At 58.9% G+C, this 26,893-nt stretch carries 24 protein-coding genes; 13 read left to right on the top strand and 11 right to left on the bottom strand.

Annotation, left to right across the window (positions count from 1 at the left end; translation table 11 throughout):
* Window positions 1-188: 188 nt before the first annotated feature.
* Entirely contained in the window at window positions 189-623 is a 435-nt protein-coding gene (locus B0G69_RS36725) for a PRC-barrel domain-containing protein (RefSeq protein WP_121324951.1), read from the top strand.
* A gap of 90 nt (window positions 624-713) precedes the next feature.
* Here B0G69_RS36725 and B0G69_RS36720 read toward each other — a convergent pair whose 3' ends face one another.
* Both B0G69_RS36720 and B0G69_RS42445 read right to left on the bottom strand, forming a co-directional pair.
* Window positions 714-1,208 (bottom strand): MgtC/SapB family protein, encoded by a 495-nt coding sequence (locus B0G69_RS36720; RefSeq protein ID WP_121324950.1) that lies wholly within the window; start codon window positions 1,206-1,208, stop codon window positions 714-716.
* A gap of 1,027 nt (window positions 1,209-2,235) precedes the next feature.
* Complete coding sequence (locus B0G69_RS42445; RefSeq protein ID WP_241991705.1) at window positions 2,236-2,490, bottom strand: iron-containing alcohol dehydrogenase; 255 nt, start codon at window positions 2,488-2,490, stop codon at window positions 2,236-2,238.
* A gap of 493 nt (window positions 2,491-2,983) precedes the next feature.
* Between B0G69_RS42445 and B0G69_RS36705 the strand changes: the two genes are divergently transcribed.
* Entirely contained in the window at window positions 2,984-3,652 is a 669-nt protein-coding gene (locus B0G69_RS36705) for an AraC family transcriptional regulator (protein WP_241991663.1), read from the top strand.
* A gap of 216 nt (window positions 3,653-3,868) precedes the next feature.
* Here the strand turns inward: B0G69_RS36705 and B0G69_RS36700 are convergent, their stop codons facing one another.
* Entirely contained in the window at window positions 3,869-4,522 is a 654-nt protein-coding gene (locus B0G69_RS36700; RefSeq protein WP_121324947.1) for a BON domain-containing protein, read from the bottom strand.
* A 434-nt stretch (window positions 4,523-4,956) separates the two neighbouring features.
* Between B0G69_RS36700 and B0G69_RS36695 the strand changes: the two genes are divergently transcribed.
* Window positions 4,957-5,487, top strand: coding sequence for a DUF1269 domain-containing protein (locus tag B0G69_RS36695; protein ID WP_121324946.1), 531 nt, complete (start codon window positions 4,957-4,959; stop codon window positions 5,485-5,487).
* A 773-nt stretch (window positions 5,488-6,260) separates the two neighbouring features.
* On the opposite strand, the gene B0G69_RS36690 is transcribed toward B0G69_RS36695, so the two are convergent.
* The gene (locus tag B0G69_RS36690) at window positions 6,261-7,370 is read right to left on the bottom strand and encodes a hypothetical protein (protein ID WP_121324945.1); all 1,110 of its coding nucleotides are present in this window, start codon (window positions 7,368-7,370) and stop codon (window positions 6,261-6,263) included.
* 262 nt (window positions 7,371-7,632) lie between these two features.
* Between B0G69_RS36690 and B0G69_RS36685 the strand changes: the two genes are divergently transcribed.
* Entirely contained in the window at window positions 7,633-8,568 is a 936-nt protein-coding gene (locus B0G69_RS36685) for an FCD domain-containing protein (protein WP_121324944.1), read from the top strand.
* 231 nt (window positions 8,569-8,799) lie between these two features.
* On the opposite strand, the gene B0G69_RS36675 is transcribed toward B0G69_RS36685, so the two are convergent.
* Entirely contained in the window at window positions 8,800-9,096 is a 297-nt protein-coding gene (locus B0G69_RS36675) for an SDR family NAD(P)-dependent oxidoreductase (protein ID WP_121324943.1), read from the bottom strand.
* 224 nt (window positions 9,097-9,320) lie between these two features.
* Here B0G69_RS36675 and B0G69_RS36670 point away from each other — a divergent pair, with 224 nt between their 5' ends.
* From B0G69_RS36670 to B0G69_RS36655, 4 genes are read left to right on the top strand one after another with little or no spacing between them, the layout of a single operon-like run.
* Entirely contained in the window at window positions 9,321-10,331 is a 1,011-nt protein-coding gene (locus B0G69_RS36670) for an NmrA family NAD(P)-binding protein (RefSeq protein ID WP_121324942.1), read from the top strand.
* Window positions 10,332-10,344: 13 nt separating this feature from the next.
* Complete coding sequence (locus B0G69_RS36665) at window positions 10,345-11,202, top strand: alpha/beta hydrolase (RefSeq protein ID WP_121324941.1); 858 nt, start codon at window positions 10,345-10,347, stop codon at window positions 11,200-11,202.
* A gap of 41 nt (window positions 11,203-11,243) precedes the next feature.
* A complete protein-coding gene (locus B0G69_RS36660; protein ID WP_241991662.1) occupies window positions 11,244-12,782 on the top strand; it encodes an AMP-binding protein in 1,539 nt (512 codons plus the stop codon).
* 30 nt (window positions 12,783-12,812) lie between these two features.
* A complete protein-coding gene (locus B0G69_RS36655; protein WP_121324939.1) occupies window positions 12,813-13,031 on the top strand; it encodes a hypothetical protein in 219 nt (72 codons plus the stop codon).
* Between the two features lie 409 nt (window positions 13,032-13,440).
* On the opposite strand, the gene panC is transcribed toward B0G69_RS36655, so the two are convergent.
* The 6 genes from panC to B0G69_RS36625 all read right to left on the bottom strand — a co-directional run bounded on the left by panC (window position 13,441) and on the right by B0G69_RS36625 (window position 20,915).
* On the bottom strand, window positions 13,441-14,277 hold the full coding sequence (panC, locus tag B0G69_RS36650; protein WP_121324938.1) for a pantoate--beta-alanine ligase: 837 nt from the start codon (window positions 14,275-14,277) through the stop codon (window positions 13,441-13,443).
* 38 nt (window positions 14,278-14,315) lie between these two features.
* Complete coding sequence (locus tag B0G69_RS36645; RefSeq protein WP_121324937.1) at window positions 14,316-15,986, bottom strand: electron transfer flavoprotein-ubiquinone oxidoreductase; 1,671 nt, start codon at window positions 15,984-15,986, stop codon at window positions 14,316-14,318.
* A 728-nt stretch (window positions 15,987-16,714) separates the two neighbouring features.
* The gene (locus tag B0G69_RS36640; protein ID WP_121324936.1) at window positions 16,715-17,533 is read right to left on the bottom strand and encodes an SDR family NAD(P)-dependent oxidoreductase; all 819 of its coding nucleotides are present in this window, start codon (window positions 17,531-17,533) and stop codon (window positions 16,715-16,717) included.
* A 31-nt stretch (window positions 17,534-17,564) separates the two neighbouring features.
* Window positions 17,565-18,530 carry a phytanoyl-CoA dioxygenase family protein gene (locus B0G69_RS36635; protein WP_121324935.1) on the bottom strand — a complete coding sequence of 322 codons (966 nt, stop codon included), beginning with the start codon at window positions 18,528-18,530 and terminating at the stop codon, window positions 17,565-17,567.
* A 159-nt stretch (window positions 18,531-18,689) separates the two neighbouring features.
* Entirely contained in the window at window positions 18,690-19,751 is a 1,062-nt protein-coding gene (locus B0G69_RS36630) for a phosphotransferase (RefSeq protein ID WP_121324934.1), read from the bottom strand.
* Window positions 19,752-19,808: 57 nt separating this feature from the next.
* Entirely contained in the window at window positions 19,809-20,915 is a 1,107-nt protein-coding gene (locus B0G69_RS36625) for a phosphotransferase (RefSeq protein ID WP_121324933.1), read from the bottom strand.
* Window positions 20,916-21,101: 186 nt separating this feature from the next.
* Between B0G69_RS36625 and B0G69_RS36620 the strand changes: the two genes are divergently transcribed.
* From B0G69_RS36620 to B0G69_RS36600, 5 genes are all read left to right on the top strand, one after another.
* Window positions 21,102-21,692: a MarR family transcriptional regulator gene (locus tag B0G69_RS36620; RefSeq protein ID WP_121324932.1), complete on the top strand. Its 591-nt coding sequence runs from the start codon at window positions 21,102-21,104 to the stop codon at window positions 21,690-21,692.
* 265 nt (window positions 21,693-21,957) lie between these two features.
* Window positions 21,958-23,229, top strand: a complete 1,272-nt coding sequence (locus B0G69_RS36615) for an acyl-CoA reductase (protein WP_241991704.1) — start codon at window positions 21,958-21,960, stop codon at window positions 23,227-23,229.
* Entirely contained in the window at window positions 23,226-24,614 is a 1,389-nt protein-coding gene (locus B0G69_RS36610) for a hypothetical protein (protein ID WP_241991661.1), read from the top strand. The genes B0G69_RS36615 and B0G69_RS36610 overlap by 4 nt, the downstream gene beginning before the upstream one ends.
* A gap of 34 nt (window positions 24,615-24,648) precedes the next feature.
* Window positions 24,649-25,503, top strand: coding sequence for an oxidoreductase (locus B0G69_RS36605; protein ID WP_121324930.1), 855 nt, complete (start codon window positions 24,649-24,651; stop codon window positions 25,501-25,503).
* Window positions 25,504-25,526: 23 nt separating this feature from the next.
* Entirely contained in the window at window positions 25,527-26,891 is a 1,365-nt protein-coding gene (locus tag B0G69_RS36600) for a hypothetical protein (RefSeq protein WP_121324929.1), read from the top strand.
* The last annotated feature ends 2 nt before the right edge of the window (window positions 26,892-26,893 follow it).

Below are 26,893 nucleotides of genomic sequence, written 5' to 3'. Positions count from 1 at the left end.
ATGAGGCGTGCTGAATGGCATCCAGATTGGCATCCCAGATGCACCAAAATAAGCCGATCCCTCTCCGCTTTTTTATAGCGGCTTGCCGTGAGGCGTTCTAACATGAACTATGCTGCGCACGGTCTGGCATTAGCGTGATCATTGCCGGCCCGGTGTCGCACCGTCAACACCATAACGAAGGGAATCTCATGAAAACGAATCTGCTTGTATGGCTGCTCGCATCGTCGCTCGGACTCCCGCTAGACGCGCACGCCCAGGTGGCCGGCGCCCAGCCGCTTGGTGTCAGCGTGGAAGAGTCGGCCGCGATCGTGGCAGGCTGGAGCGTGAGAAAGTCGATCATGGACAAGCCGGTCTTCAACGAGAAGGGTGAGCGCGTCGGCGTCATTCATGACATTATCGTGGCACCCGACCGGTCGGTATCGTTTGCAATCGTTGCCGCAAACCAGTTTCTGGGGGTGTCGCATCACGACGTGGCCATTCCGATCGAGCAGCTCGATTTCAACGATGGCAAACTGGTGCTTGCTGGCGCGACGAAAGATGCGATCAAGGCGCTGCCCGAGTTTCAATACGCAAAGGTGCGCGCGACACCTAAGGCAAGGTCCGACTACGACGAGCATCACTGACATATGTCTCGCATCGTCCGTGATCGATGCATTTGGCGCGCGGCACATTCGTTCCATGGGCAGTACGCCGATGAGCGCGCCGCCGCGTGACTATTCGTCGTGCCGCATGATCGCCGCCTGCTCTTCAGGCGACTTTCCTAACCAGCGCTGGTGCAACGCACGTTCGATGCTGCCGCCCACCGAGAGCAACAGCAGGAGCAGGGCGGTGGCAATACCCGCAATCTGCCATGCGCCGATGCCGCACACAATGCCGAGCGCGGCGGTAACCCAGATCGAAGCCGCCGTCGTCAAGCCGCTGATCCTGCCGGTCGCGCGGTTCTGCAGGATCACCCCGGCGCCGAGAAAGCCGATGCCTGTAATGACGCCTTGAATCGCACGGCCGGCGTTGCTGCCGTCGGTGAAACCGTGTAGTTCGAAGGACATACCAGCCATCGTGACGAGACAGGAGCCAAGCGCAACGAGGCCTAGCGTCTTGACGCCGGTTGGCTTGCCATGCAGGTTTCGATCGAGCCCGACGATACAACCCAGCAGCACTGCTGCGACCATGCGCAAGATCGCCTCAAGCAATTGCACGTGTGAAATCATCCGCACCCCCGCTAAGGTTTCCTGGTACCGTCGCGCTCGGCGAGCACCTGGCTGCTCACTACAGTCTAGCGTCGAGGGGAGCAACCTGATTGAGCGTCAAATGTCGCTCAGGAAGCCCTTTAGCCTAAAAACCGCAGTTATCCTCTTACGATCGCAGCGATCGGTCGGCGTTGCTGCGGCGTAGATGCGATGATGCGCGCGCAGATGTAGCGCAGCAACTCGCGCCAGCGGTCGAGCTTCGCGAACTGCTCCGCAAAGCGTGCGACGGTAATACCGTGGGGTGGCGTGATAGTAAGCCGATGCTGCACAAGCTCAATTGACCCGAAGTGGTGACTGCCTCGTCGAGCACGATTTTCAGTATCAATACACTTCAACTACTTATGAGAAGCCGATGACGATGATGTTGTCGGGCAGCACATCTGACCGCGCGTGCAGCCCCGCTGAAGCGCGAAAGGCATCCCGCGCCCACGCGGTCGGTCGCATGGCAAGCAAGCCCTCTGCCCAAACTTTCGACCCTCAGGTGCGGGGCGCGTTTCCGTCCCAGGCGTTCTGAAGTAACGCCTGAGGCGGTCTACGTTGATAGGTCGGGGATTCTAACAGGGACGCGACATGGCTATTTCGCATGCTTTATCGAGGTCAGATTCCTGCATGCCAGTCTCGCAAACCAGATGGAACGCCGAGCCCCCGTCCAAACTCGAAGACACCATGCGCGGCCCTCTCGCCGCCTGGCGCGTGACAGATTCGTGTCATGGCCTCAGGCGACGCCGCGCTGTTGCGTGCCCGTGCGTAAGGCAACATGATCGCGTGCGTTTACGCAAGCTGCAGCCTGGTGCTTCCGCCAGGAGTATGACAAAGCTTGTGACGCAGCGCCATTCCCACGTGCCCCAGCGCACGGCCGCATAGTCATGCACCGCAGAGACTATCGCTGCGCGCTAACTGGCTCTGGGGCCCGTTCCTGATGCCGCGCAGTCCGGTCGCCAACACACGTATTCCGCCTTAAGCCATCATCGACATGACTGGTTTGCCGTCATGGGCATACATCCCCTCCTCCGATCCCCTCCTCCGCATGCGCAATGGCATTGAGGCCGCTCACGAAAGACAAGCCGGGAGGCCATTCACGTGACAGTTCGGCGTCGTAGATCACAGTCTTAGGCAAGACACGCATGCCGCGCCCCCTACCTTTCAGACCGCCTTCGGTCAGGCCATAGATCGGTGTCATCTCTGAGCCTGCATACGTGGTCGGTATCGCGATGAACGGTAGGCTCGATTCGAGCGCGCTCACCTTGCCCAAGCCACGTCCGATCGGTGTTACCAGATCGCGGACGCGCGTGCGGTGCGCACGACATGCCGCTTCGCGAACCTGAACGCTTTCGAACGCTGCGCAATACCCGGCGTAAGCGTCAGCTTGCTGAATGCCTTCAGGAGCGTGGATTGCTCTGAATCCCGGCTAATAGCGTGTCGAGCGTCGTCCCGAGTTGCCCAGCAATATAGCTCAGCAGCAACTCCATCAACGAAGTCGGGTTGTTTCTGCCCATATTACGAATCCGCCTTAGGCAGCCTTGAATTCGACGTAAGCTTAGGTGTGCGACGCGGCAACGCGGAGACTTCTGCTTATCATGAAGCAAGCAACAAGATCGACCCCGGATCACGGGTTACGCTGCCAACCGATGAACGTCGCTTTCACCGATGGCGGGCTGAATTCTGTGCAGGTACTTCGCCTCGTTATACCGACAGGTAGCACTGTTGCGCGGGCTGCGGGCTGCGACGACCTCGGAATGAGTCAATCCCTCCTAATAAGTGCACCATTCGTCGCAGTTATTCCGGCGGGGGCGCAGTTGGCCGCGGTCGCTGACAACGATTCCAACGGATGGGTTATCGCACTCAAACCGGGCGTACTTGGGCAAGTCTCGCAAGACGCGTTTGACGCGGTCCCGAAATGGTCTAGGTCTTGGGATCCGTTCCTGCGCGAGGCCGCGGATACATTGGGTGCCTTGCATAATGCGGATCTCATCGACGCTGCCTGCGCCGACGCTTTTGCCGATGTCATCTCGGTGCACATTGCTCTCCGCTACGGGCACTGTGCTGGCGCGGTCGAGCCGGACATGCCTCTTACGCGTCAAATGCTCACTCGCATTCAAGCCTTCGTTCATGAAAACATAGCTGAAACCATTTTGGTCGAGGAACTCGCAGTTCTGGTGCACATGAGTGCATCAAAGTTTGCACGCGTTTTCAAAACGGCGACAGGTAACCCGCCTCATCTGTACGTGACACTCGAACGAGTAAAATTTGCCAGGACGATGTTGTGCGAGGAGACTATTCCCTTGGTTGACGTTGGCGCGCGCGCGGGGTTTCAGACTCAGCAACATTTCACCGACGTGTTTCATAGATATACCGGTGTGACGCCGCGTGCATTCCGACTTGCCCACCGGAACGTCGGTAGCTGATTCATTTAGCGAAGTTGCGAGCGAAACAACGACCGCGGGACTTCCGCGCTCGCGATTGAACAGAGCGACAAGAGTTTCTCGAAGTAGATACTGCCCCCCGGAGTTGATCAGAAAGAATTCCTTAACAATAATTCCGACACGTTGACCTTGCCCCCGTTTGACGAATCCCGTAGCTGGGGGAATTATGCGGGTCCGCTTTGCTGAGCCGCGAACCTGTCAGTAATCGATGGTGATCCGGTTGTCGACCCGCATCACACCGGGGGCAAGCCATGCGACCCGCTCGGCCTCCTCGCGCTCGGCCCACGAGCGGACCGTACCACGCAGGACGACCGTATTGCCTTCGGCCTCCACCGTGATGTGCTGTGCGTCGACTTCCGCGTTGCGCTTGAACGCGTCCTCGATCTTGCGCTGGAGGTCATCGGGCTTGACCTTCGGCTTGATCTCGATCTCGTTCGTCAGGCCGGTTACGCCGCTCGCCCGCAACGCCGCGTCGGCCGCGCGGCGACGCTGGTAGTCCCATTCGACTTCGCCCTTCAGCGTCACGTGTCCGTCCCTGACGACCGCCTTGATGGTGTCCGCCGCATAAGGTAGCTCGGCCTTCAGTTGGGCAATGATCTCGCGCACGATCTCCGGATCGGGCGGCTTGTTGATCAGAGGCAACCGCACCTCCACATCGTTTGCGACCCCCCTCACGCCGCGCACACGCGTCGCGTCCTCTTCGGCCTTGCGCCTTTGCCGGAAGCTGCGCGCGAAACCGGACAATGTGACCGCACCGTCCTTGACCGCAACCCCGATGTCTGATGGATCGATGTCCGGATCCCAATTCAGTTCGTACTCCACGTCTCGCTTGATGTCTTCGTCGGTTCTCATCGCCGCTCCTCGTCAGTTTGTTGATGGACTAACGCGCGCACGCGGGCCACGCCCAGTGCCACACGCATCCGTCCACGGTAGGGCAAAGGTAGGGCGCGCCGAGCCGATTTTCTTCCGTACTGCTGCGTAGTTTTTTCGAAATGCCGCCGTACGTTCACATCTGAAAGACGCGCAGCACAAGCGCAGAGATCCGACACGTCTTGCAGGAATGAGGAAGAAGTGCAACCGGCAAGAACCTAGTCTTGATGTCATCGTCATCGCGTCAATGGCCCCCTTTAACGACCCAAGGTGCGCGCCGGGCGGGACATGCACTGGCTGGCAGCGCAGCTGCTTTGCGGTGCGGTCGACCGGCTCGCGCGCGGCGCTGAGCATGAATTCAACCGCCTTGCCGCGGAAGGGGCTCGGCTTATTTCCCAGAGAAAAGGAGCAAATCGATGAGCGATCTAGTCGTTGTAAGCTTCAAAGGCGAAGAGACGGCCGACCAGGTGTTGACCAAACTCCAGCAGATGCAAAAGGAACACCTGATCGATCTTGAGGATGCCTGCATCGTGGTCCGTAGCGCGAAGGGCAAGGTACACCTCAAGCAAGCCGTCGATCTTGTCAAGATCGGCGCGCTCAGTGGCGCGGCTTGGGGTGGTCTGTTTGGTTCGCTGGTTGGGCTGATGTTGCTCAATCCGCTCGTCGGGCTGGCAACAGGCATGGCCATCGGTGCTGGCACGGGCGCGTTGTCGGGCGCGCTCTCGGACTATGGAATCGATGACGATTTCATGCGTTCGACGGGCCAGAACATTGAGCCGGGTTCGTCGGCGCTCTTCATCCTCGTGCGTCGCGTGAATTTCGACAAGGTCCTGCCAGAGCTGAAGCCTTTCGGCGGAAAGGTTTTGAAGACGTCTCTCACGAACGATCAGGAGGAACGCCTGAGGAAGGCGCTAGAGAGCCTGAATAGCAGTGGCACGACAGCATGAGCATCCCTGCGCTGCATCAGGTTTGTGATCTTGAATTCTGTTGAAGTTCGCATTTGGGCCGGATCGACACCCCGACAATTTATGCGGATTATTCCGTGGGGACGTCGATCACATCGACGCGCAGTTCGACATTGGAGAGTGCTCACGCTTCAACTTCCGAAGACTGATACGACCGCATCTGAAGGCCGGAAAATCGAAATCCAGCAGCTGCGCGAACTGAGCATGCTGTAGCGGACGCTTCGTCCCTGGATGTGCTTCCTGGGGCAACGAGGTCGTTGAGAACACCGGTGCACGCGGGACAAGCGGCCGAGCTCCGAAGGTAGAGCAACGCGCTGTCGGCGACAAAACCCGCGCGGTCTTAGGGCTCACGAAGAGGGCTCACGAAGCCGAGGATATGTAAAGGAGTCGCCGAGCGAAATCCATTGGGCCAAGCACCTATGTGCCACAAACACGCCGAATGTATATATGCAATCCAGTACCTGCATGCAGTCGACCAAACCATTTGGCGAACGGGACGAGGCCATGTATTCGTCCGCAACCACCCTCCTCGCCAACGACGATCATGCCCGGACAACGCGTGTTGCCCAGTCATCACGTGCCTGATGAAGATCCGAGTGGCACACGCTGCCGTATTAGACATCGATCACTACGTCGTGGCCCGCGCATGACGCCCGATGAACTGGAAGGGCGCGAGGTCGGCGTCTGAGGCCACCGCCGCGTAGCCCTTGATTACGTCGGTCATAACAGCTACAAAGGGGCGCGTTTCGTCCGCTTCAATATTTCTGGAAGTTCACGCCAATGCGCGCACCCATTTCTGGCAGACGATTCACGGGACGACTCCCATGCTCAGGCGCCGCCTCGCCCCACGCGAACCAAACGTCGGGCTCGCGCGTGTCGCCGACACGGCGCCAGCGACCATCCACCTGTGGATTTTTAAGCTTCCCGAGACCGACAAAACGTCCTTTCGGATCGGGAATGAATTCCCATTCGTCGCCGAAGGCCGAGTACTTGATACCTTCTTGCCAATAACCGTTGGCGCCGAAATCAACCTCGCCGGTCACGTCATACGTGAAGCGCACCTCGCCCTTCTCATTGCCGAGAATGGCAAAGCCGAACATGTCGTTACCGAGCGTGAAGTGGCCAAAATCGATGCTGCCGTCCTTGTAACGCGTGGCCCATGTGTACCAGACGAGTTCCAGCTTCTCTTGTACGAGTGCGTCTTTCGTCTTGTAGATCTCGCCGCCCTCGTACATATAGATCGGATCGAACCCAATCATGCCGCGTACTTTCTTGCCGAGGATGGTGCCTTCCATCTCGAAGATGTTGGCGACGTAATACATGCCGGCGTCGCGCCCTGGCAGATACCAATGCATACCCGGCTTGACGAGCTTGCCCTTGATGTTCATGCCATTCTCTTCGTACCAGCTGCATTCGTTGGGCGTCCAGGTCACGTGAAAGCCGTTGCCAGGTGCCTGCGGATGGCTTCGCCAGTGGATGCGCTCGCCTTCCAACGTTCTCGAGAAGCCGTCGTTCGGCGCGGATTCCTTGCCGACCGAGTGCATATGCATACCGTCGTCGTGACCAAGCGTCGAGCAAAGATAAAAGCGACGACGTGTGTCCCTGGCGTCCGTCGACAGCCCTGCGGGTATCCGGCGCATCGGACAGTAGATCTCGCCATCCTCGTCTCGAAAGGTTCCCCACAAGTAGAGCGCTTCGGGAAGCATGCCGAAGTAGGCCCGGCTGGACATCATGTCCTCGATGGTGGGCTCGAAAGCGCTGACCAGCGGTTGCCAGCCGAAGTCGCCGCGGCGTGGGAGTTTGGCGTTTATGTCGCTCATGATGGAGGTACTCGTCAGGATGGTGGAATTGTTGGAGCGATTCACTATAGGTGTCTCCTGGTCTGGGGAAAAATCGATCGATTCGTGGGCTTGAACAAAAGCGCGCTCGCCACGAAACCAAAAACCCCCATCGGCCGCCAATCCATTGATTTGTCGGCATCCTTTTCGATGCGCGGTGCTGCATACTTTTCGAGTGGCGCAAATTCGTTACCTGTTACGCCGCTTGTGCGATATACTGAACATCGTTCGGTTTGTAGTTATCGATTTCATCTTCACGTCTCCAGTTAACCTCGTATCGCGTCGGGATATGCCGAAGTCATCCGCAGAGCGAGTTGCCGAATATCGTGCCCGCAAGAAAGCCCAAGGCATGGCTACGCTGTCCCTTGTCGTCCCCGCGGCAGACGTCGGCCTGTTCAACCAGTTCGCGGCGCAACGCCGTGACAGGCATCTCGAAGGCAGGCACCCTGCTGGCGCGCCGCGCCAGCAGTGGCTGTCTATGCTGGCGGCGCTGATGCCCCGTGTCGCTGTGCCGTCTGCGCCCCGTCGTAGAAGAAATTCGCTTGGCTCACCGATCACTCGCGCTGAGACGCTCTTCGCATCTATACTCAAGGAAATCATCGATCTGGGTTGGCCTGAAGGGCTGCCTCTCGGCTCAGAGCAGGATCTGATGGAAATGCACGCTGTGAGCCGAGCCGTCGTGCGCAGGGCGGTCCGCCTACTCGAACACCATTCCATCGTGCACGTGCAACGCGGAACGGGTGGCAGTCTGGTCGTTATACACCCGGACCTCAGCGTGACAATGCGGACGGTCAGCATTTATCTGGAGTACGAAGGCGTCGCGCCACGCGACATTCTCGCCACGCGCCTCGCGCTCGAACTGGCGACGATGGATCTCGCCATCGAGCGGCTTGACGAAGAAGGCGAACAACGGCTGTGCGAGCAGGTGGCGGCCGAGGCACAACTCGACGGCCGCGCAGGCGCCGACGAGCTACTGCGATTTCACTTTCTTCTGGCCGAATTGAGCGGCGACCCGGCGCTGCGGCTCTTCGGCGGCATCGTCCTGCAACTGGCCGATGCGCATTCCACCTTCCACTCTCGAAGTCGCGAGCATAAAGACCGCGTCGTCGCGCGGATTAAGCATTGCCATCGGGAGATCGCGCACGCAGTCATTGCCCGTGACAGGGAGAGGGCGCGAACGCAGATGGCGAACTATATCGCGGGCATCAGGACGTGGCTCGAGTAGATAAACAAGATGCGCGCACTAGAGCAGAGCATTCGATGTTTAGCGAAACCCAGATCGGCGCACGCCTCGCGCAGATTTTCAATCTCACGCGAAAGACTGCGGTTGTCACCGGCTCTGCGCAAGGCCTCAGCCGCGAGACCGTGTGACTGTTTGCCGAATTACTATGAGCACGGCACTTTCCTGTCCCCTGCCACGCGCACACAACCCATTTTCATAAGAGATCGTCTGAATTTACAAAAGAGTCCGATAGCACTGCGAATGGCATTTTTGCGACATCCACGAGCACATCGGTAACTGGAACGTGGTCGCTATCGCGCTGCCGCCCGGCGGATATCGCATGAGCTCATCACAAAATTGGCACCATTTCCTGCCAAGGCCCTCCAAGTCGCAAGCGTCTGCTCTACGGCCGCAGATCACCATCTTTGCACCGTGCTCCGCCATCCGGCGCGCACTCGTAAAGCCGATACCGCGACTGGATCCTGTGACGACGGCAACCCTACCGCTCAAATCAAACAGTGTGGAAGACATGGACTCTTCTGCAAGCACGGGACAACCGAAGACCCGGACCGGACATGCCGGGCCTCAATGAACGAATCATAACTCGGACACGCAATATGTGAACGATGTATGATAATGCGAACTCAACAATACTGTCAGTCGAAATTAAAAATGGTCCGCCCGTGGGCATTCCCACGGTGTGACCGTCGAAACGATGCCCGCCAGTGCGACGCTAAGGCCGCTAAGGAGACTCAATGACTCAACCATCGGGCACAGTCCTTGTCATCGGCGCCACCGGAGCGCAAGGGGGCGCCACCGCTCGTCACTTGCTCGCCAGAGGGTTCCGAGTGCAATTCCTGACACGCGATCCGGAGTCTGCTGCCGCACGCGCACTCGAAGCCGCCGGCGCGTACGCATTTAAGGGAGATCTCGATGACACTCATTCCCTCGTAGTCGCCCTACAAGGCGTCAATGCAGTCTTTTCGGTGCAATTGCCGAGCGTCAAAGGCGAAGACAGTGAACGCCGCCATGGGTTTGCGCTTATCAACGCTTCGCGAGCGGCTGGCGTTGCCCAGTTTGTGCACACTTCAGTGGCGCAATCGGGAAATCACACGTCTTTTCCAGGTTGGAATAGAAACCGCTGGTCGACCAGATATTGGACGGACAAGTGGGACGTTGAAAACGCAGTGCGCAATGCGGGATTCGCCAACTGGACCGTGCTGCGACCTGCCTTCATGATGGACAATCTGGCACTCCCCAAGGCCACGTCCATGTTTCCGCATCTACAAACAGGCGAGTTGCTATCCGCGCTGCTGCCCCAAACCAAACTGCACTTCGTTGCGGCCGATGACGTAGGTACATTTGCTGCGGCGTCGATGGTTGATCCTCTGCGTTTTCATGAGCAGACTATCCCGCTGGCTTCCGAAGCGCCTACGATGTCCCAGGTAGCCGCGACACTCTCCGCTGTGCTCAGGACAAGTATCAAAGCGGTGCACGTAGGACCGCAGGAGGCGATCGCGCGCGGTCTCTTTCCGGCTTGGGTGAACGCACAGGAGTGGATCAACGAGGTGGGCTACTTTGTCGATATCGACAAAGTGGCGTCGTACGGTCTTCCGCTGACTTCCCTGCGGGAATGGGCTCAGAAACACCATAACCGGCTACCGACCAACAATACCCCCTTGCATGAATATCTTGACGAGACCGGGCAGAAGTCATGGTCTGCAGAGCCGCCGACTCCCCGCTTCGTGTCAAAGGCCAATCAATGATGGAGTCAAAGTGATGACGAGCGCGGCACCTTCGTGGTTTGAACGGGCTCTGCAACGGCCACGCCACTCCCATTTCACCGATGCCAGCGGCACACGCATCCATTACGTGTCCTGGAACGCTGAAGACACGCACAAGCCAGGCTTGCTGTTCGCGCATGGCTATCTAGGTCACAGCCATTGGTGGGACTTTATTGCACCGTTTTTTACGGAACGATTCCGCGTGCACGCCTTCGACTTCAGCGGCATGGGAGAGAGTGATTATCGCGCTGAGTATCGCCCCGACAGTTTCGTGCGCGATTTTTCTGCAGTGCTCAAGGCCGCATCCATTGCACCGGCCTTTGTGGTGGGACACAGCTTCGGTGGCTCGCGCCTCCTGCAGACTTGCGCGACGTTCCCTGAATTGATCCGCCATGCGATTGTGCTCGATTCATTCTATGCGCTGCCTGGCGACGCGCTTCCAGTGATAGAAAGACGTCCCGCCCCTCGACCGTATCTCGATGCCGCGACTGGCAGGAAGCACTTTCGGCTTATTCCCGATCAGAAGTGTGAGCCATGGCTGATGGATCATCTTGCGAAGACGTCCCTGCGTCAAACAGAGATGGGCTGGACCTGGCGCTTCGACCCAGCTTTGCGTCATATCCAGACGGTCGAGAGCGACGAGGGATTGCTGGGCCGAATAACAGTTCCTGTGACCTATGTACACGCGGAAATGAGCACGGTAGTCAGCGCCGAACGGGCCAACAGAATCATCGATGCCATCCCTACCGCGCGGAACTTGATCACCATGGCCGGCGCACATCACCACCTCATGCTGGATAAGCCGCTAGCGCTTGTCGATCAGTTGCGGAAATTGCTGGGGCAATTGTTATGAATGAGCCAGTTAGCGATAGAAATTGGATTCCGAACGTACCGTTGAACGTATTGTTGTCGAAGGCTGCGCATGCCAATCCGGGTACGCGCATGCACTTCCATACCCAGCAGGGGCTGACGAGCGTCACGACCTTAGAGTTGACTACCGCCGCGGAACGACTCGCGCGCGGGTTGCGTGCCATCGGTCTGCGCCGCGGCGACGTTATTGCCATGCAGATGCCGACGCAGCAAGAGACCGCCATGCTCTATCTGGCCGCGCTCGAAGTCGGTGCGGTACTCGTGCCGATTGTGCACATCTATGGCCCTGCCGAAGTCGGCTTTATTCTGCGTCAGTCGCGCGCGCGATTCCTGTGCGTGCCTGAGCGCTGGCGCGGGATCGATTTTCTGGAACGCGTCGAAGCGCTCGGCGATCTGCCTGATCTGGAGCGTGTCATCGTCGTCGGCGAGCGCACGCCACAAAACGGCATCACGCTGAAAGAGGTCGACGCGATCTCGAAGCATGCCAAGATCAAAAACGAGTCGCCACCGCAGCCACAGGACGTTTGCCTGCTGCTCTATACCTCAGGCACCACTGCCGCCCCGAAGGGCGTTCAGCATACGCATCAGACTGTCGGAGCCGAGTGGTCGATTCCATTCATAGACGGCTCCGGGCCTTATCTCACGCCCTTCCCCGCCGGACACATTGCTGGCTTCAATTTCCTGCTGCGGCCTTTCGTGACGGGCACCGACATGGTGTTCATGGACCGCTGGGATGCTCCGCTCGCAGCCGAACTGATCGAGCGTTATCGCGTTCGCCTGTCGGGAGGGACGCCGTTTCATCTTCAAGGTTTGCTTGACGCCGCACGGCACGCCGGACGCGACCTCTCGTCTCTGGTCACTTATGGACTAGGAGGAACCGGAGTCACCCCCGAGCATGTGGCGCTAGCCGACAGTGCCGGGTTCGCCGGCACGCGCGCATACGGCCTGACAGAACACTCGACGGTAAGCATCGGCTGGCGCGCCAACACGTTCTCCGAGCGCGCGTGCACAGACGGTCGCGTTCAGCCCGGTAGTCAGGTTCGCATCGTCGATGAGTTGGATCGTGACTTGCCGACCGGAAGTGAGGGCGAGATTCTGACAAAGGGTCCCGAGTTGTTTGTCGGCTACACCGACCCGTCGCTCAATGCTAACGCCTTCAACCCGGACGGCTGGTTCCGTACAGGCGACATCGGCAAGCTCGATTCGGCGAACTGCCTGACGATAACCGATCGCAAGAAAGATATTGTGATTCGTGGTGGCGAGAACATCTCATCACAAGAGGTCGAACGTGTGCTGGCCACGCACAACGCAATACGGGACGTCGCAGTGGTCGCCCAACACGATGCGCAATACGGCGAGAAAGTGTGCGCTGTCGTCGTGCTCCAGTCCGGCGCTGAACTCGATCTCGCCGCTGTACTACGGCATTTCGTCCAGGCCGGCGTGGCGCGTCAGAAAACGCCTGAGTGTCTGCTTATCGTCGACGAATTGCCCCGCACGGCATCAGGGAAAGTGCGCAAAGGCGATCTGCGCGCTCGGGCTAACGCGCTAAAGAGCAGCCCATGACGTCGGGCAAACGTACAAGGAGACACTCAAATGACCGCAAGCTCCATGAGCATGTACGCAATGCCTCCTGAACTACAGATTGCGTCTGACGACCCTCTGCGGGAGAGCAAAAAGCTCATGAACACCCTCCTGCGTCAGAGGGCATCGCATGTGCTCGACGCCACACCGGCAACGCAGCGTGCTGCAACGCTAAGTGATGAACACCATCAACTAGCTCTCGCATTTCTGAAAAAACGGCGACTCGGCTAATGCTGCCCGCAAACGGAACACACCATGCGCCCCCAGCTTTTTAGAACACGTATCACCGATCTTCTAGGTATCCGCCATCCCATACTGTGTGGAGGCCTCGGACCTCGCGTTTCCGATGCTGATATGAATGCACTCCACCCTGTGGATCGATCGCAGATTCAGCACTCGACATCGTCGCACCGAGCAGCGCCATAACCACACCGTCATGTGCCATCAGTGCATAGCCACCGTGAGTTTTCGCGAGGGACAGCGCTATCTCCACCAAGCCCGGCGACGAGCGCGTAGTAACTCCACTCCGAGGTAGTCGAGAAACGGCACGTTGAGGTGACCGCCCAAACTCCCTGCTTGATCGCTGTAACGGACGTCTTGCGCATGAACGCTCATGGTTTCATCCAACGGTGTCGCGTATTCAGATTTCGAGATTGTCGATCAGGCGAGTTGCGCCGAGCTTCGCCGCAGCCGTCACCACAAGAGGCTCGTCGACGGATCCACACGCGCCCGGCGACTGCAGATCCGACCGCTTGCGGATAGACACGTAGTCCGGAACCCATCCCCGTTCGGCAAGTGCGCTGAACGCCTTGTACTCGATCGACTTCAGATCTCGCTCTCCGCTCAACACCTTGTCACGAATCTGATTCAGTAGTCGGTATAGAGCAGGCGCTTCGGCGCGCTCTGCCGGCGACAGGTACCGGTTACGCGACGACAATGCCAAGCCGTCAACGTCGCGCACGGTCTCAGCGCCGACGACGTCGACTGGTAACGCGAACTGCGTGCACATCTGGCGAACGATCATCAACTGCTGATAGTCCTTTTTCCCGAACACCGCTACGCGCGGTTGTACACAAGACATCAGTTTCATCACAACCGTGCACACGCCGTGAAAAAAACCGGGGCGAAACTCGCCTTCGAGCATATCGCCGAGGGCGTGCGGCGGATGAACGCGATACTCTTGCGGCTGCGGATACATATCGTGTACGGTCGGAGCAAACAACACGTAGACATTTTCCTTTTGCAGCTTTTCAATATCGGCTTCCAGGGTACGCGGATATTTCTCGAAGTCCTCGTTAGGGCCGAATTGCAGCGGGTTCACAAAGATGCTTGCGACAACCGGATCCCCGTGCTGGCGCGCGAGTCGCATCAAAGACAGGTGGCCTTCGTGCAGGTTACCCATCGTCGGTACAAAGGCGGTTCGATTTTGCCCGCGCAACTGGGCGCGCATTTCTTCGATAGATCGGACAATTTTCATACTGCGTCTTCAGCGTGATGTTCAGTCTGGGAGATTGATTACATATTCGGGTAATTCGGGCCGCCACCACCTTCCGGCGTGACCCACACGATATTCTGCGTCGGGTCCTTGATGTCGCAGGTTTTGCAATGCACGCAGTTCTGCGCGTTGATCACGAGCCGCTCGCTGCCGTCGTCGTTCTTGACGAACTCATACACCGCCGCCGGGCAATAGCGCGCCTCCGGCCCGGCATAGGTCTGCCAGTTCACGTTCACCGGCACCGACGGATCTTTCAGCGTCAGATGCGCCGGCTGGTTCTCCTCGTGATTCGTGTTCGAGATGAACACCGAAGACAAACGGTCGAACGTCAGCTTGCCGTCCGGCTTCGGATACGTGATCGGCGTGCACTGCGAAGCCGGCTTGAGCATCTCGTGATCGGAATGCTGGTGATGCAGCGTCCACGGCACGTTGCCACCCAGCAGCTTCTGCTCGATGCCGACCATCAGCGTGCCGAGGTACAGGCCCTTGCTCATCCACTGCTTGAAGTTGCGCGCGCGGTACAGCTCCGTATGCAGCCACGACGCCTTGAAGCTCTCCGGATAGGCCGTGAGTTCGTCGCTGGTGCGCCCAGCCTGCACGGCATCGAACGCGGCGTCGGCGGCCAGCATGCCGGTCTTGATCGCCGCATGCGAGCCCTTGATCCGCGATGCGTTCAGGAAGCCCGCGTCGTCACCGACCAGCGCGCCACCGGGGAACACCAGCTTCGGCAGCGACATCAGGCCGCCGGCGGTAATCGCACGCGCGCCGTACGACACGCGCTTGCCGCCTTCGAGCACCGCGCGGATCGCCGGATGCGTCTTGTAGCGCTGGAATTCCTCGAACGGCGACAGATACGGATTCGAATAGCCGAGGCCGACCACGAAGCCGACCACGACCTGGTTGTTGTCCATGTGGTAAAGGAACGAGCCGCCGTAGGTGTCGTTTTCGAGCGGCCAGCCGGCCGTGTGCATCACCAGACCGGGCTTGTGCTTCGCGGGATCGATTTCCCACAGTTCCTTGATGCCGATGCCGTAGACCTGCGGATCGACGCCCTCGCGCAGCTTGAACTTCTCGTTCAGCTGGCGGCCGAGGTGGCCGCGCGCGCCTTCGCAGAACAGCGTGTACTTCGCATGCAGTTCCATGCCGAGCTGGAAGTTTTCGGTCGGTTCGCCGTCCTTGCCGATGCCGAGGTTGCCGGTCGCGACGCCCTTGACCGAGCCGTCGTTGTTGTACAGCACTTCGGCCGCCGGAAAGCCCGGAAAAATCTCGACGCCGAGCGCCTCGGCCTGCTGGCCGAGCCAGCGCGTGACGTTCGCGAGGCTGATCACGTAGTTGCCGTGATTCTTGAAGTTGTCCGGCAGCGCCCAGGTCGGCACGCTTTTCGAGCCGGTTTCCGTCAGGAACAGGAAGCGGTCTTCGGTCACGTCGACCGTCAGCGGCGCGCCTTTTTCCTTCCAGTCCGGCATCAGTTCGGTGATCGCGCGCGGGTCCATCACCGCGCCCGACAGGATATGCGCCCCGATCTCCGAGCCCTTTTCCAGTACGCACACGCCCAGCTCGACGCCTTTCTCAGCCGCCAGCTGTTTCAGGCGGATCACCGCGGACAGGCCAGCCGGGCCGCCGCCGACGATCACCACGTCGTATTCCATCGACTCGCGGGGGCCGTACTGTTCTACCAATGCTGCGGTCATGCAAAAAGTCTCCCTGCCGGTCTCGCGGATGCATTTCTCCGCAATTAAAGTTTTTAACCCGCATTAAAAGCGCGGAAAGACGCGCGTGGGACTCCCTTCCCGAAAGAGAACCCAATCATCATCATGAACGAAGTATACTTTTGTGAATGACATTTGACAATATGAACGTAACATTTACCGTCACGTGGTCCTTCTCTTAACGCCAGCGATCCCCAGGAAGGATCGACTGAACGCTCATCGATCACGGTCACTTTGAATTAGCCGGCCATCTGAGCAGGATTGCCTGCTTCGAAGATCACATCAGCGCGCGAGACGCGAGCGTTAGCGTGACTGCTTGATTCGCAGGCTCCTGGTCGCGGTATCTGGAAGCATTGACATTGCGTCAATCGACATTTCCCTGCCAGCTAGATGCTGGTAGACGAGACACCGGCCCGGACGAGGGCTAACCATGTAGCCGATGCGAATCAGGAACACGAAGAAACTGCGCCGGCGCGTTCGCTCCAGCATGTCTTAACAGAGAGGTAAGAATGTTTACCAGATCTGCGGTGGCGGGTGTTCCTTGAATACATCGCTGTCGTGAACGATCATGCGGCCCCCGGGGGGGCAGATCTCGGAGTCTGCAGCATCTTGCGAAAGATGTCCGCAGCATGATGTCGATCGATTTCACAGCCCGCGATAGCGGAGAGGTCGCGATTGTGAAGATGAACTTGATCTGCTCCACGACGACGCTATTGCCGCACCAGATCGTAAGCGCAGAGTGCCGCAACCTCCGTCACGCCGCCGTCCACCGGCAGACAGACGCCGGTAATGAAGCGCGCCTCATCGCTTGCGAGGAACAACGCAGCAGCCGCAACGTCCCATGCGTCCCCTTCGATGCCGAGTGGCGCGACCTTGCGGCGCCGCTCTTTTGCCTGCTGGTCCAGCATGCTCTCGACCATTGGGGTAAAAATATGTCCCGGCGCGATTGCATTGGCACGGAGCCCATCGCGGCCGTACACGACGGCCAGTTCACGCGTCAATGCGATCATGCCCGCCTTCGACGACCCGTATGCCGCCGCGCCGTGACTCCGGATACCCGCAGTCGAACTGACGTTGACCACTGCGCCACGCCCTCCCGCAACCAGATGAGGTGCCGCCGCTCGGCTCATCAAAAAGGCACTCTTGAGATTGACGTTGATAATGTAATCCCACGAGGCTTCATCAATATTCTCAAAGCGGCCGCCAGCCCCTGCCACACCGACATTGTTGACCAGGATGTGCAATGCGCCATAACGCTCGACCGTAGCGGCCACGACGCGTGCACATGCATCGCTGTCGGTGACATTGGCAGCGCACACGAACCCACTACCCCCCGCTTCAACGATCATTGCAAGCGTTTCGGCAGCCCGATCCTCGTCATGATCGACCAGGCAGACCGACGCGCCTTCACGCGCGAAAAGGCAAGCAATGGCCTTGCCGGTACCGACACCATTGCCTTGCGAACCCGCGCCAGTCACGATCGCGACCTTGCCTGCGAGACGCTGATAGAAAATCTTTGGAAAAGGCATGCTTTACCCGATGTGAGTGTTCGACGAACTGTCAGTGTGGTGGACGCAGCACCGTTACCCGGCCATCACACGCCGCCAGAATCACCTCATTTCCTTCATGAAAGTGCGATGGAATCTCGTCGAGCGGCACCTTCCTGCCATCGATCCCCCGGCAGTACGTGTTTTCATCGAGCACGAATGTTCCACTGCGGCCGTGATCGCCCTGCACCGCCACCTCACGAGACGTAAGCGAGGTGATGTTGCCGATAATCGGTGTGTCGCCGGACGCGGCCATCACACGGATGTCCATCGAAAGACGAAAGCGGTCCGAGTAATTTGCCACCCCAGTATGTGGAGTGTTCAGATGCATGATGACAACATCGCCGGGGCGATACGTAGTGCGGCGCCATGCATGCGCTGGCACCGCGCCATCAGGAATCGGAAAAAGCGGCGGCTGCGCGAGATCGTGCAAATAGGGCCCCTTGTGCATCCCTTCGGCGAGAACCAGCCCTCCGACCTCCGGGTCGATCTCGGCCAGCGGAATCCAGCAGATAGAGAACGGAATTCCCGCGTTGTAGAAACCGTCTTGATGGACGTAGTCGAAGCGAGCTCGGGTGCGATCTTGCGCCGGGGGCGTAGCTCGATACTCGACTGTCGGAATCCAGAACGGGTCGTCGGCAAGCAGGCGGCTGAAAAAACGATGAATTGACGGCTCGGCGACGAAAGGTTTCCACGTCTTGCGCGACGCGAGCGACTCCATACGAAATGGAAAGTCTTCCAGGCTCTTGCCGTTGTATCGAGCAACGGGATCGTCTGGGGCAATCACGCCAAGTTGCGACAGCTCGTCCAGAAATACTCTGCGCAACCGGCCAACCGCTTGGGTGTCGAGCACATCCCGGAAGAACCAGTACCCATCGCGGTCCCACGCCGCCTGGAGGGCCGTGCGATCGTCAAGAATCTCGTTCGACACGTGGAGTTCCTGCATTGCCGGTACGCCGGTATCCAATGTCGCGTTCATCTCGCCTCCTTTCTGTTCGCCGCAGTTCGTCCGCGCGGTCGACCTTTCCACCTGTGGATTGGAGATTTAGCTTAATCCCCGTTGCCCAATAATGCAACTAGTAGTTCCATTATTGCCGTGAGCATCGGTCGGATCTGTATTGAACCCGTCAGCCGAGCATCACTGCGCCGGCGAGACCGTTGCGTGGTCGAGCAAAGCCGCCCCGAAACGCGCAGCGTAAGCTGTGTTCACTGCCTCCGTTTGAAAGCGCGTCTCGTTTATGGCAAAGATGAAGTAGCCGTAGATCAGGTCTCGCCGGTAGTCCTCCCACGCCACCTCGAACGCAGGCGTTTCCACGCCGTTTGCGGCAAGATGGGTCAGGTAATGCGTAAGCAATGGGCGCTCCCACTTGCGCCGGTCGGCAATATCGAGCGCGGAGCAGATATGGTAGGAAACTTCGAGACTCCACGGCGCACGGCTGACCTGCGCATCAAAAAACCCCGGCTTTCCATCTGATGTCACGTAAAGATTTCCCAGGTGCGTGTCACCGTGAATCAGACACACCGGCTTGCCTCGATGCGACTCGCCAAGGTGTGTTAGCGCCGCGTCCATCCAATCACGGTCGTGAAGCAGCCGACTGACCGCCGCTCCACGCGGTAGTTCAACATAGTGCCGCCATACGTCAGGCACCAGATAGCGACGCAGATAGTCGAGCGACCACCCCGAGAAACGCTCCCCGACCCACCCGTATCGCCCGTTTTCGGCGAATTCCGGACTGTCCCACGTTTGAGCGTGATAACGCGCCATCGCGACAAGCCGCGCGGCGACGTCGTCATAGCCTGCTGAACGCTGTGCGTGACAAAACGTGACTCCGCTCGCTCGCAGATCCTCCATCACGACAATCGATTGCCAGCCAGAAGGATCGGTGCCCGCATAGAAGCACCGAGGCGTGTTCATATCGATGAATGGCAGTACGTCGCGATAGAAACGCATCTCGTTATGGTACATATCTTTCATCAACGGGCTGTGCTCTTCAAATCCCCCCTTGACGATCATCCGCGCCGGCAGACCGAGGTCGTCTCCCGTACCGTTGTACTCGAGCAGAACACGCACCTTCGTCGAGGTTCCCGACAAGACGTCCTCGCGTATCAAGCTGGTGACCTCGACACCTGGATAGCGAAACCGAAGCGCTGCGGTCAGCCACTTCGCGGAAATCCCATCGACCGTCACCGGCAGTCTCATGTCGCTTGCAACAATTAGCGCGGACAAGGTTTACCCCCAATTAGAATTTTTTAGTAGCTAACCCATCAAAACGAACACGTCGTGGTCGAGGGCGGCCATCGCGAAACGAGGTACGACCGCGCAGTTATTGACCTCGGCCTGCCATTCAACGGGATTCACCAACCAGAAGTAGAGCCCGTAAACGAGATGCCGTCGATACGCATCCCATGCTTCGTCGAAGGACGGCGGTGTCGCAACCCCATATGCGGCGAGCCGCTCGAGATAGTGCGTAAGCAGCGAGCGTTCCCATTTTGGACGATCGGCGATATCAAGTGCGGACACGAGAAAGTATGTGAAATCGTGCGCCCATGGTCCGCGCCGATACGATTGCCAATCGAGAAAACCCGGCGTGCCATCGCGCTCGAAATACAGATTTCCCAAGTGCACATCGCCGTGCAAAAACGTCATCGGGCCCAGCCGATCGAACGAACGCAGATTCAGCAGCGCTCGCTCCATCCAGTCACGGTCATGGAACTGCTTGGGAATCGCAGCCCCTCGCGGCAACTGGGTGTAGTGGGCGAATACATCTGCTTTTAGCTGCCCCCAGTGATAGGTGCCGGCCTCCCCTTCCGGCAAGGGGTCCTGTTCCGCCAGCCAGGCAAGCTTACCGCCTGCAGCGAGAGCGGGCGCACCCCAGTATTGCGCGTGCAATCGGGCTTGCGCGTCGAGGTTTGCGGCAGCCTGCGCGTACGACAACGTGCTCTGTACACGGCAGAACATCACGTCGCGTTCCGCAAGATCTTCCAGAATGACAATCGATTGCCCATTCGAATGATCGGTCGCCGAGAAGAATGCGCGAGGAACATGCACCGGCAATTCAGGCTGCACTTCCTCGAAAAAGCGCGCCTCGTACTCGTAGATATACGCATTCAGATGCCGATATTCGGGGACAAAGCCGCCCTTGACGATCAGAGATCGCGGCAAGCCGGCTTCATTTCCCCGCGCATTGTATTCGAGGTGAACGCGCAGCTTCGTTGCTGTTCCGTAGATGACATCCACCAGTTTCAGCGATGTGATCTCGACACCTTCGCAATAGGTCTGAAGTGCCTGCGTCAGCCATTTCTCAGTCACTTCGCTTACGTCCACCGGTAACGGCGACAGCTTGATGCGGTCTTCGCATTCCATTTGGTTTCCTGAATGTATTTATCTTGTAGCGGCCCGGCATGCGCGACCGCATACAGCATTGAAAACAGATCGCGCTGTCTAAGGCATTCGCGTAGTCATCTCGTTGGAGACCGGCAAGCCTTCCTCAGACTGGACATTCCCGAACATGTCGCCGCATCGTCGCGCACCGCGTCTATCGTTGACAACATGGGGAAAACCACACGACGAAAAACGTTGCGTTTTTTGAATGACGTGCATATAGTTGCCTTCAAACGCAGATACTTTTTTGGCAGAAATCCAGTGGACAATTCGTCAGAGCTTCAGTTTGAGGCCGCTTCGTCGGACCGCGAACTCCCGTCTGTAGAAGGCACGCATACCTATCGATCAGAGGAAAGTGTGGCCTACCGGATGAACCAGGTACGCATTTTGTTATGCAACGCGGTAGACGCGCAGCTCTCGGCGTATGGTCTATCCGCGTTCCAATGGGGTGTCTTGAAAGCACTGTTCGACGGCCGCGCCAGAACGCCGTCCGAGCTATATCGCATCCTGCTGTCCGACAGCGGAGCAATGACCCGCCAGCTCGATTTTCTTGAAAGACGTGGGTTTCTCCATCGCGTTCGCAATGAATTGGACAGACGTAGCGTTTACCTGGTGCTGACCGATACTGGACGCGTCGCGATTTGCGAAACCCTTCCTCTGATCGTCGAGATGCACGATCGGCAATTGCGCGGTTTCACTCAAGACGAAGTGAAAGCGCTGAAGCTGTTCATGGATCGCATGATTGTCAATCTAGGCTGATAAGGATTATTTCCACGCGCGCATTCACCCGGGCGCGAGCGTCGCACCCTTACCGAATCGAGAAGGATTACTTATGGATCATGTCGACACCGCCGCCCAGAATAGCCCGCCATCACTGCATGGCGGCACCCCCGCGCATCTGCTCGTGCCGCATGTTTATCGCGGCCGTACCGTTTCGGGCGAGGCTGTCACGCATATCTCGCGCGATCTTGGCAAGGGATTCCGCACGCCGGCTATAGAACTGGACGATCTTATCTGGTCTCGCATGCAGGCTGGGCCGGCGTTCGATTTACCGATTGCTCAGGTTATCGACTTTCTCGTGGAACTCGGTCCGCGGCTTCATCTGGATAAGAATCCGCTGATGCAGCAGGCGCTTGAATCAATGGTCGAAGTGAGCCCGCTCGGTCGCCGCATTCTGGAAAACTGCTATCGGGACATTCCGAACCTGTTCGCACGCAGCGTGATCGAAGATGAGTTGCGCATCAGCCTCGGCGACGCCAGTGTGATCGACGGCTGGATGCCGCGCATGTTGCGCGGACGCCCCAGCCGCCTGCGCGCGTTTCCGCCGCGCCTCGTTCACATACTCGCCGGAAATTCCCCGATGGTCGCCGCCATGACAGTGATGCGCGCCGCCCTGACCAAAGGTGTGCATCTGCTGAAACTGCCTTCCAACGACCTTTTTACCGCAACGGCCATTTTGCGCACGATGGCCGAAATCGACCTGGAGCATCCGCTGACGCAGTCGTTTTCGGCAGCTTATTGGCGCGGCGGAGACGAGAACGTCGAGTCAATCCTGTATCGCCCGCAATATTTCGACAAGCTCGTAGTGTGGGGCGGCGAAAGCGCCGTGCGCCACGCGATGCGTTACGCGGGTCCTGGCCTCGAACTGGTCGCTTTCGACCCGAAGGTGTCGATCTCGCTGATTGGCCGGGAAGCATTTGCTTCGGATGAACTGCTTAGAGAAGTTGCGCGCGCCGGCGCGGCCGATGTCCAGTCGTTCAATCAGGACGCGTGCAATGCGAGCCGTTATCAGTTCATTGAAGGCGACGAGGACGATGTCGACCGCTATTGTGAACACCTTGCGACAGCACTCGGCGAAGACTTCCGCTATGGCGACGGGCAAGGCCCTGTGGTGCCAGGCGACATCCGCGAGGCAGTCGACGTGCTACGCGAAATGGAGCCGATTTATCGCGTGTTCGGTGGTTATGACGGAAAGGGCCTTGTGATCCGGTCGGACGAGCTGGTCGACTTTCATCCCATCTGCAAGACGGTGAACGTCATCCCGGTGAAAAGCCTGCGCGATGCAACCCGCTTTGCAACCGTGGCCACCCAGACCGTTGGCATCTACCCTCCTCACCGCGTCGTCGAGGTTCGTGATGCGCTCGCGTGTGCCGGAGTCCAGCGCATGGTGACGCTTGGCGAATCAATTTCAGACGGCGTTGGCGGCTACCCGCATGACGGCATGTTCCCGATTCACCGCTTTATGAAGTGGATATCCGAAGAAGCGGGCACTGATAACGCGAAGGAGACAGCATGATGTCGGCGCTCGACACCCTCCTGCGACTGACCGATCATCCGGACCCCTTTCGCAACGCTCCCAACGATCTTCCGGCCGTCCAGTTGCAAGCCCTGCGCGATCGGTTCGCGCAGCGGCGTCAACAGATCCGCATTCTCGACAAGCGTGCAACGGATGCGGGCGTTAGCGAACTTTCAAGCCTCCACGACGCGGTGCCACTGCTGTTTGCGGACGCCGTCTACAAGAGCTATCCCGACTCCTTTATCGAACAGGGAAAGTGGGCGCGACTGACCGCTTGGCTGCAAACGATTACGGCGCAGAAGATCGAAGGACCAAACTACGCCAACGTGACGAACATGGACGACTGGATCAACGAACTGCGCCGACACGGCCATTACGTGATGAGTTCCAGTGGCACATCGGGAAAACAATCGTTCATCTATCAAAGCGGCGTCGACCGGGAACTCGCCTGGCGGCTGATGGACCAGGGCATTCGTTGGGCGGCAAGCGCCATGCGCGATCCATCGCGCCGCGTTCCGGTGTTCCTGCTGACGCCCTCCTCCGGTTCGTATACTGGCACCGAGCGAATGTCCAGGTTCGCGGAAACGATCGCCATTCCGGGCGACATCCACTACATGTCCGATGTGCCGCAAAGCGCGGAACAGACCACCCGTATGGCACGCATGCGTCGCGCTATTGCCGACGGTACCGCCATGCCCAGCGAGATCGCCAAATTCCAGATCGAAAGCCGCGCACGCGCCGAACTCGTGCAGGCCGACTTCCGGCGCTTCATCGATCTGCTGCTGGAACGGCGCCGCGAGCCGATGTTCATCATGGGGATGATGGGCATGCTGTACCAGATTGTGGCAACCGCGCGCGAACGGGGCATACCCGATGGCGACTTCCATCCGGACACGGTCATCAGCATCGGTGGCGGCAAAAAAGGGGCGAGTCTTCCCCACGACTTCCAGCAACAGTGTGCGCGCTTCTTCAATTTCAACGCGAGCAACTTCAATGACGGCTATGGCATGGGCGAGGTATCCGGATTCTGCCCATGGTTCCACGCAGCAAACGCGTGGGCTGTTCCGCCATGGCTTGTGCCGCTCGTACTCGACCCGACGGGCGAACAGTTGCTAAATCCACCCGATGGAAAAGGGGTCGTCGAGGGCCGCCTCGCGATTATCGATTTGCTGGCCGATGGACGCTGGGGTGGCGTAATCAGCGGCGACAAGGTCGTGATGGAGTTCGGGCACGGCATCGATGGTGTGCGCACACCGGTCATTCGCGATGTCGTGCGCTACAAGGACCTGGCGGGCGGCGACGACAAGCTATCGTGTGCCGGCACCATCGATGCCTATGTGCGCGGTGAGCTAGGCGACATGGTCGAAGCCGGCCCCGTCGCCTGATACTGATTTTTTAATTTCGTTAGAGAGAATTTTGATGACAGCCAAATCGACATCGGCCGCTGTCTGGCTAATCACGGGCGTGTCGTCCGGTCTCGGCCGGGCCCTCGCTGAAGCAGTGCTCGCGCGCGGTGACCAGGTCGTCGGCACCGTGCGCAACCCATCGCAGATTGCGGCGTTCGAACAGTTGTCTCCCGCCGGTCTGGCGTACGGGATGGTGCTCGACGTGACCGACGCGTCAGCCGTCCCGCAAGCAATCGAGCAGGCGCTTGCCCGCGCCGGGCGCATCGACGTGCTCGTCAATAACGCTGGATACGGTTTGTTCGGCGCGCTCGAAGAGGTGTCCGACGCCGAAGCCAGGCAACTGTTCGACACCAATTTCTTCGGCACCGTGAACACCATCCGGGCAGTGTTGCCGCACTTGCGCCAGCGCGGCTGCGGACACATCGTCAACCTGTCGTCGGTCGCAGGGTTGATCGGCATCACTGGCTGCAGCTTCTATTGCGCTTCCAAGCACGCAGTCGAGGGCTTGTCCGAGTCTCTTTCGCGAGAACTCAAGCCGTTCGGCGTACGCGTCACGCTGGTCGAACCCGGCGGTTTCCGTACGAATTTTGCAGGTAGCTCGCTGCGATGGAGCGAAGTCGCGGCACCCGCCTATGCGGAAACAGTCGGCAAAATGCGTGAGCAGATGACGCACTATCACGGCACACAGTCGGGCGATCCGACCAAGGCGGCTGCGGCGATCATCCAGGCGGTCTATGCCGACGAGCCGCCGTTGAGGTTGCCTCTTGGACCCGACGCGGTCGGCGTCGTGCGCAACAAACTTGCGGCGCTGCAGGAAAACCTCGACGCTTGGCTCGACGTCTCGACCGCCACGGATTTCGCCCAATAGCGCCACGTCACTTAGGAAACGCCATGTCTACCGTCGACCGCTTTTACGACCTTCTTGAACAGCATGTCGATCCGTTTCGCCACCACCCCGACAATCTGCGAGCGCTTCAACTGGCGGCCATGCGCGAGCGCTTTGCCGAGCGCCGGCAACAGATCAAGCTTCTGAACCGTCGAGCAGCCGACATGGGCATCGATGACGTCCGCACTGAGGCGGATATGGTCCCGCTGCTGTTCGCGCACCAGATTTACAAGAGCTACCCGGAGCAGTTCGTTGAGAGCGGCCGATGGAAACACTTGAATACGTGGCTGCAAACACTGACGAGCCGCCCCGTGGTCGACGTCGATGTGGATGGCGTCGACAACGTCGATAGCTGGATGGAACGTCTGCGCGGCGCCGGCCACTATGTGTTCAGCTCTAGCGGCACCTCCGGCAAATGCAGTTTTATCAGCCAGACCCGCGCGGACATGGACCGCGTGACGGCGACGTGCGTGAAGCTTGGCTTGTACGGCAACAAGCTGATCGAGCGGGACTTTGGCAAGCGTCCGGTGTTTCTGATGATGCCGCCAAGTGGTGCTCATCGTCATATCGGTCCAGTCCTGAGCGCGGCTACACAACTCGGCAGTGAAAGTACGTTGATGTTTGACGATCCGGTGCTGGCATCCTCGACGATCGAGATGGGCCGCATGCGTCGCGCGCTCGCAGATGGCAGCGCGAAGCCGAGTGCGATCGCGGCGTTTCAGGAGCAGGCTGCACAGCGTCAGCGACACACAGGCGCGATGATCGACCGCTTTCTGGACAAACTGCTCGCTCACCGCGATGCACCTGTGCTTGTGCAGGGCAACTGGTCGCTGCACTGGACGCTGGTCGATTTCGCGCGCCGGCGTGGCGTTGCGCACGGCATCTGTCATCCGGAAACGGTCATCACCACAGGCGGCGGATTGAAAGGCACACAAGCGCCTGCGGATTTCCGCCAGCAGATCATCGACTTTTACGGCATCAAGTCGGAGAACGTCCAGAACAGCTATGGCATGTCGGAAATGATCGGCACCGGCCCATGGTCGGACGTGGCGCAAGGCTTCGCGATCTGTCCGTGGATCGTTCCGTTCGTGCTCGATAAGGCAGGCGAAAAATTACTCAATCCCGCCGATGGAACTGGAGTTGTCGAAGGCCGCTTTGCGTTCTTCGATCTGCTTGCCGAAGGGTACTGGGGCGGATTCATCACGGGCGACAAGGTGACAGTCGACTTCTCCCCCCAAGGCGACACAGACGGTTTGCGAGGACCGCTCATCAGGCAGGTCGGCCGTTACGCGGATCTCGAAGAAGGTGAGGACAAACTTTCGTGTGCCGGCACGATGGAATCATACGTTCGCGGCATGATCGAGGTCTGACG

It is taken from the genome of Paraburkholderia sp. RAU2J, from assembly GCF_003634845.1.
Taxonomy (GTDB): domain Bacteria; phylum Pseudomonadota; class Gammaproteobacteria; order Burkholderiales; family Burkholderiaceae; genus Paraburkholderia; species Paraburkholderia fynbosensis.
The sequence above is the reverse complement of the archived record's forward strand: the minus strand, read 5'-3'. Positions and strand labels throughout refer to the sequence as shown.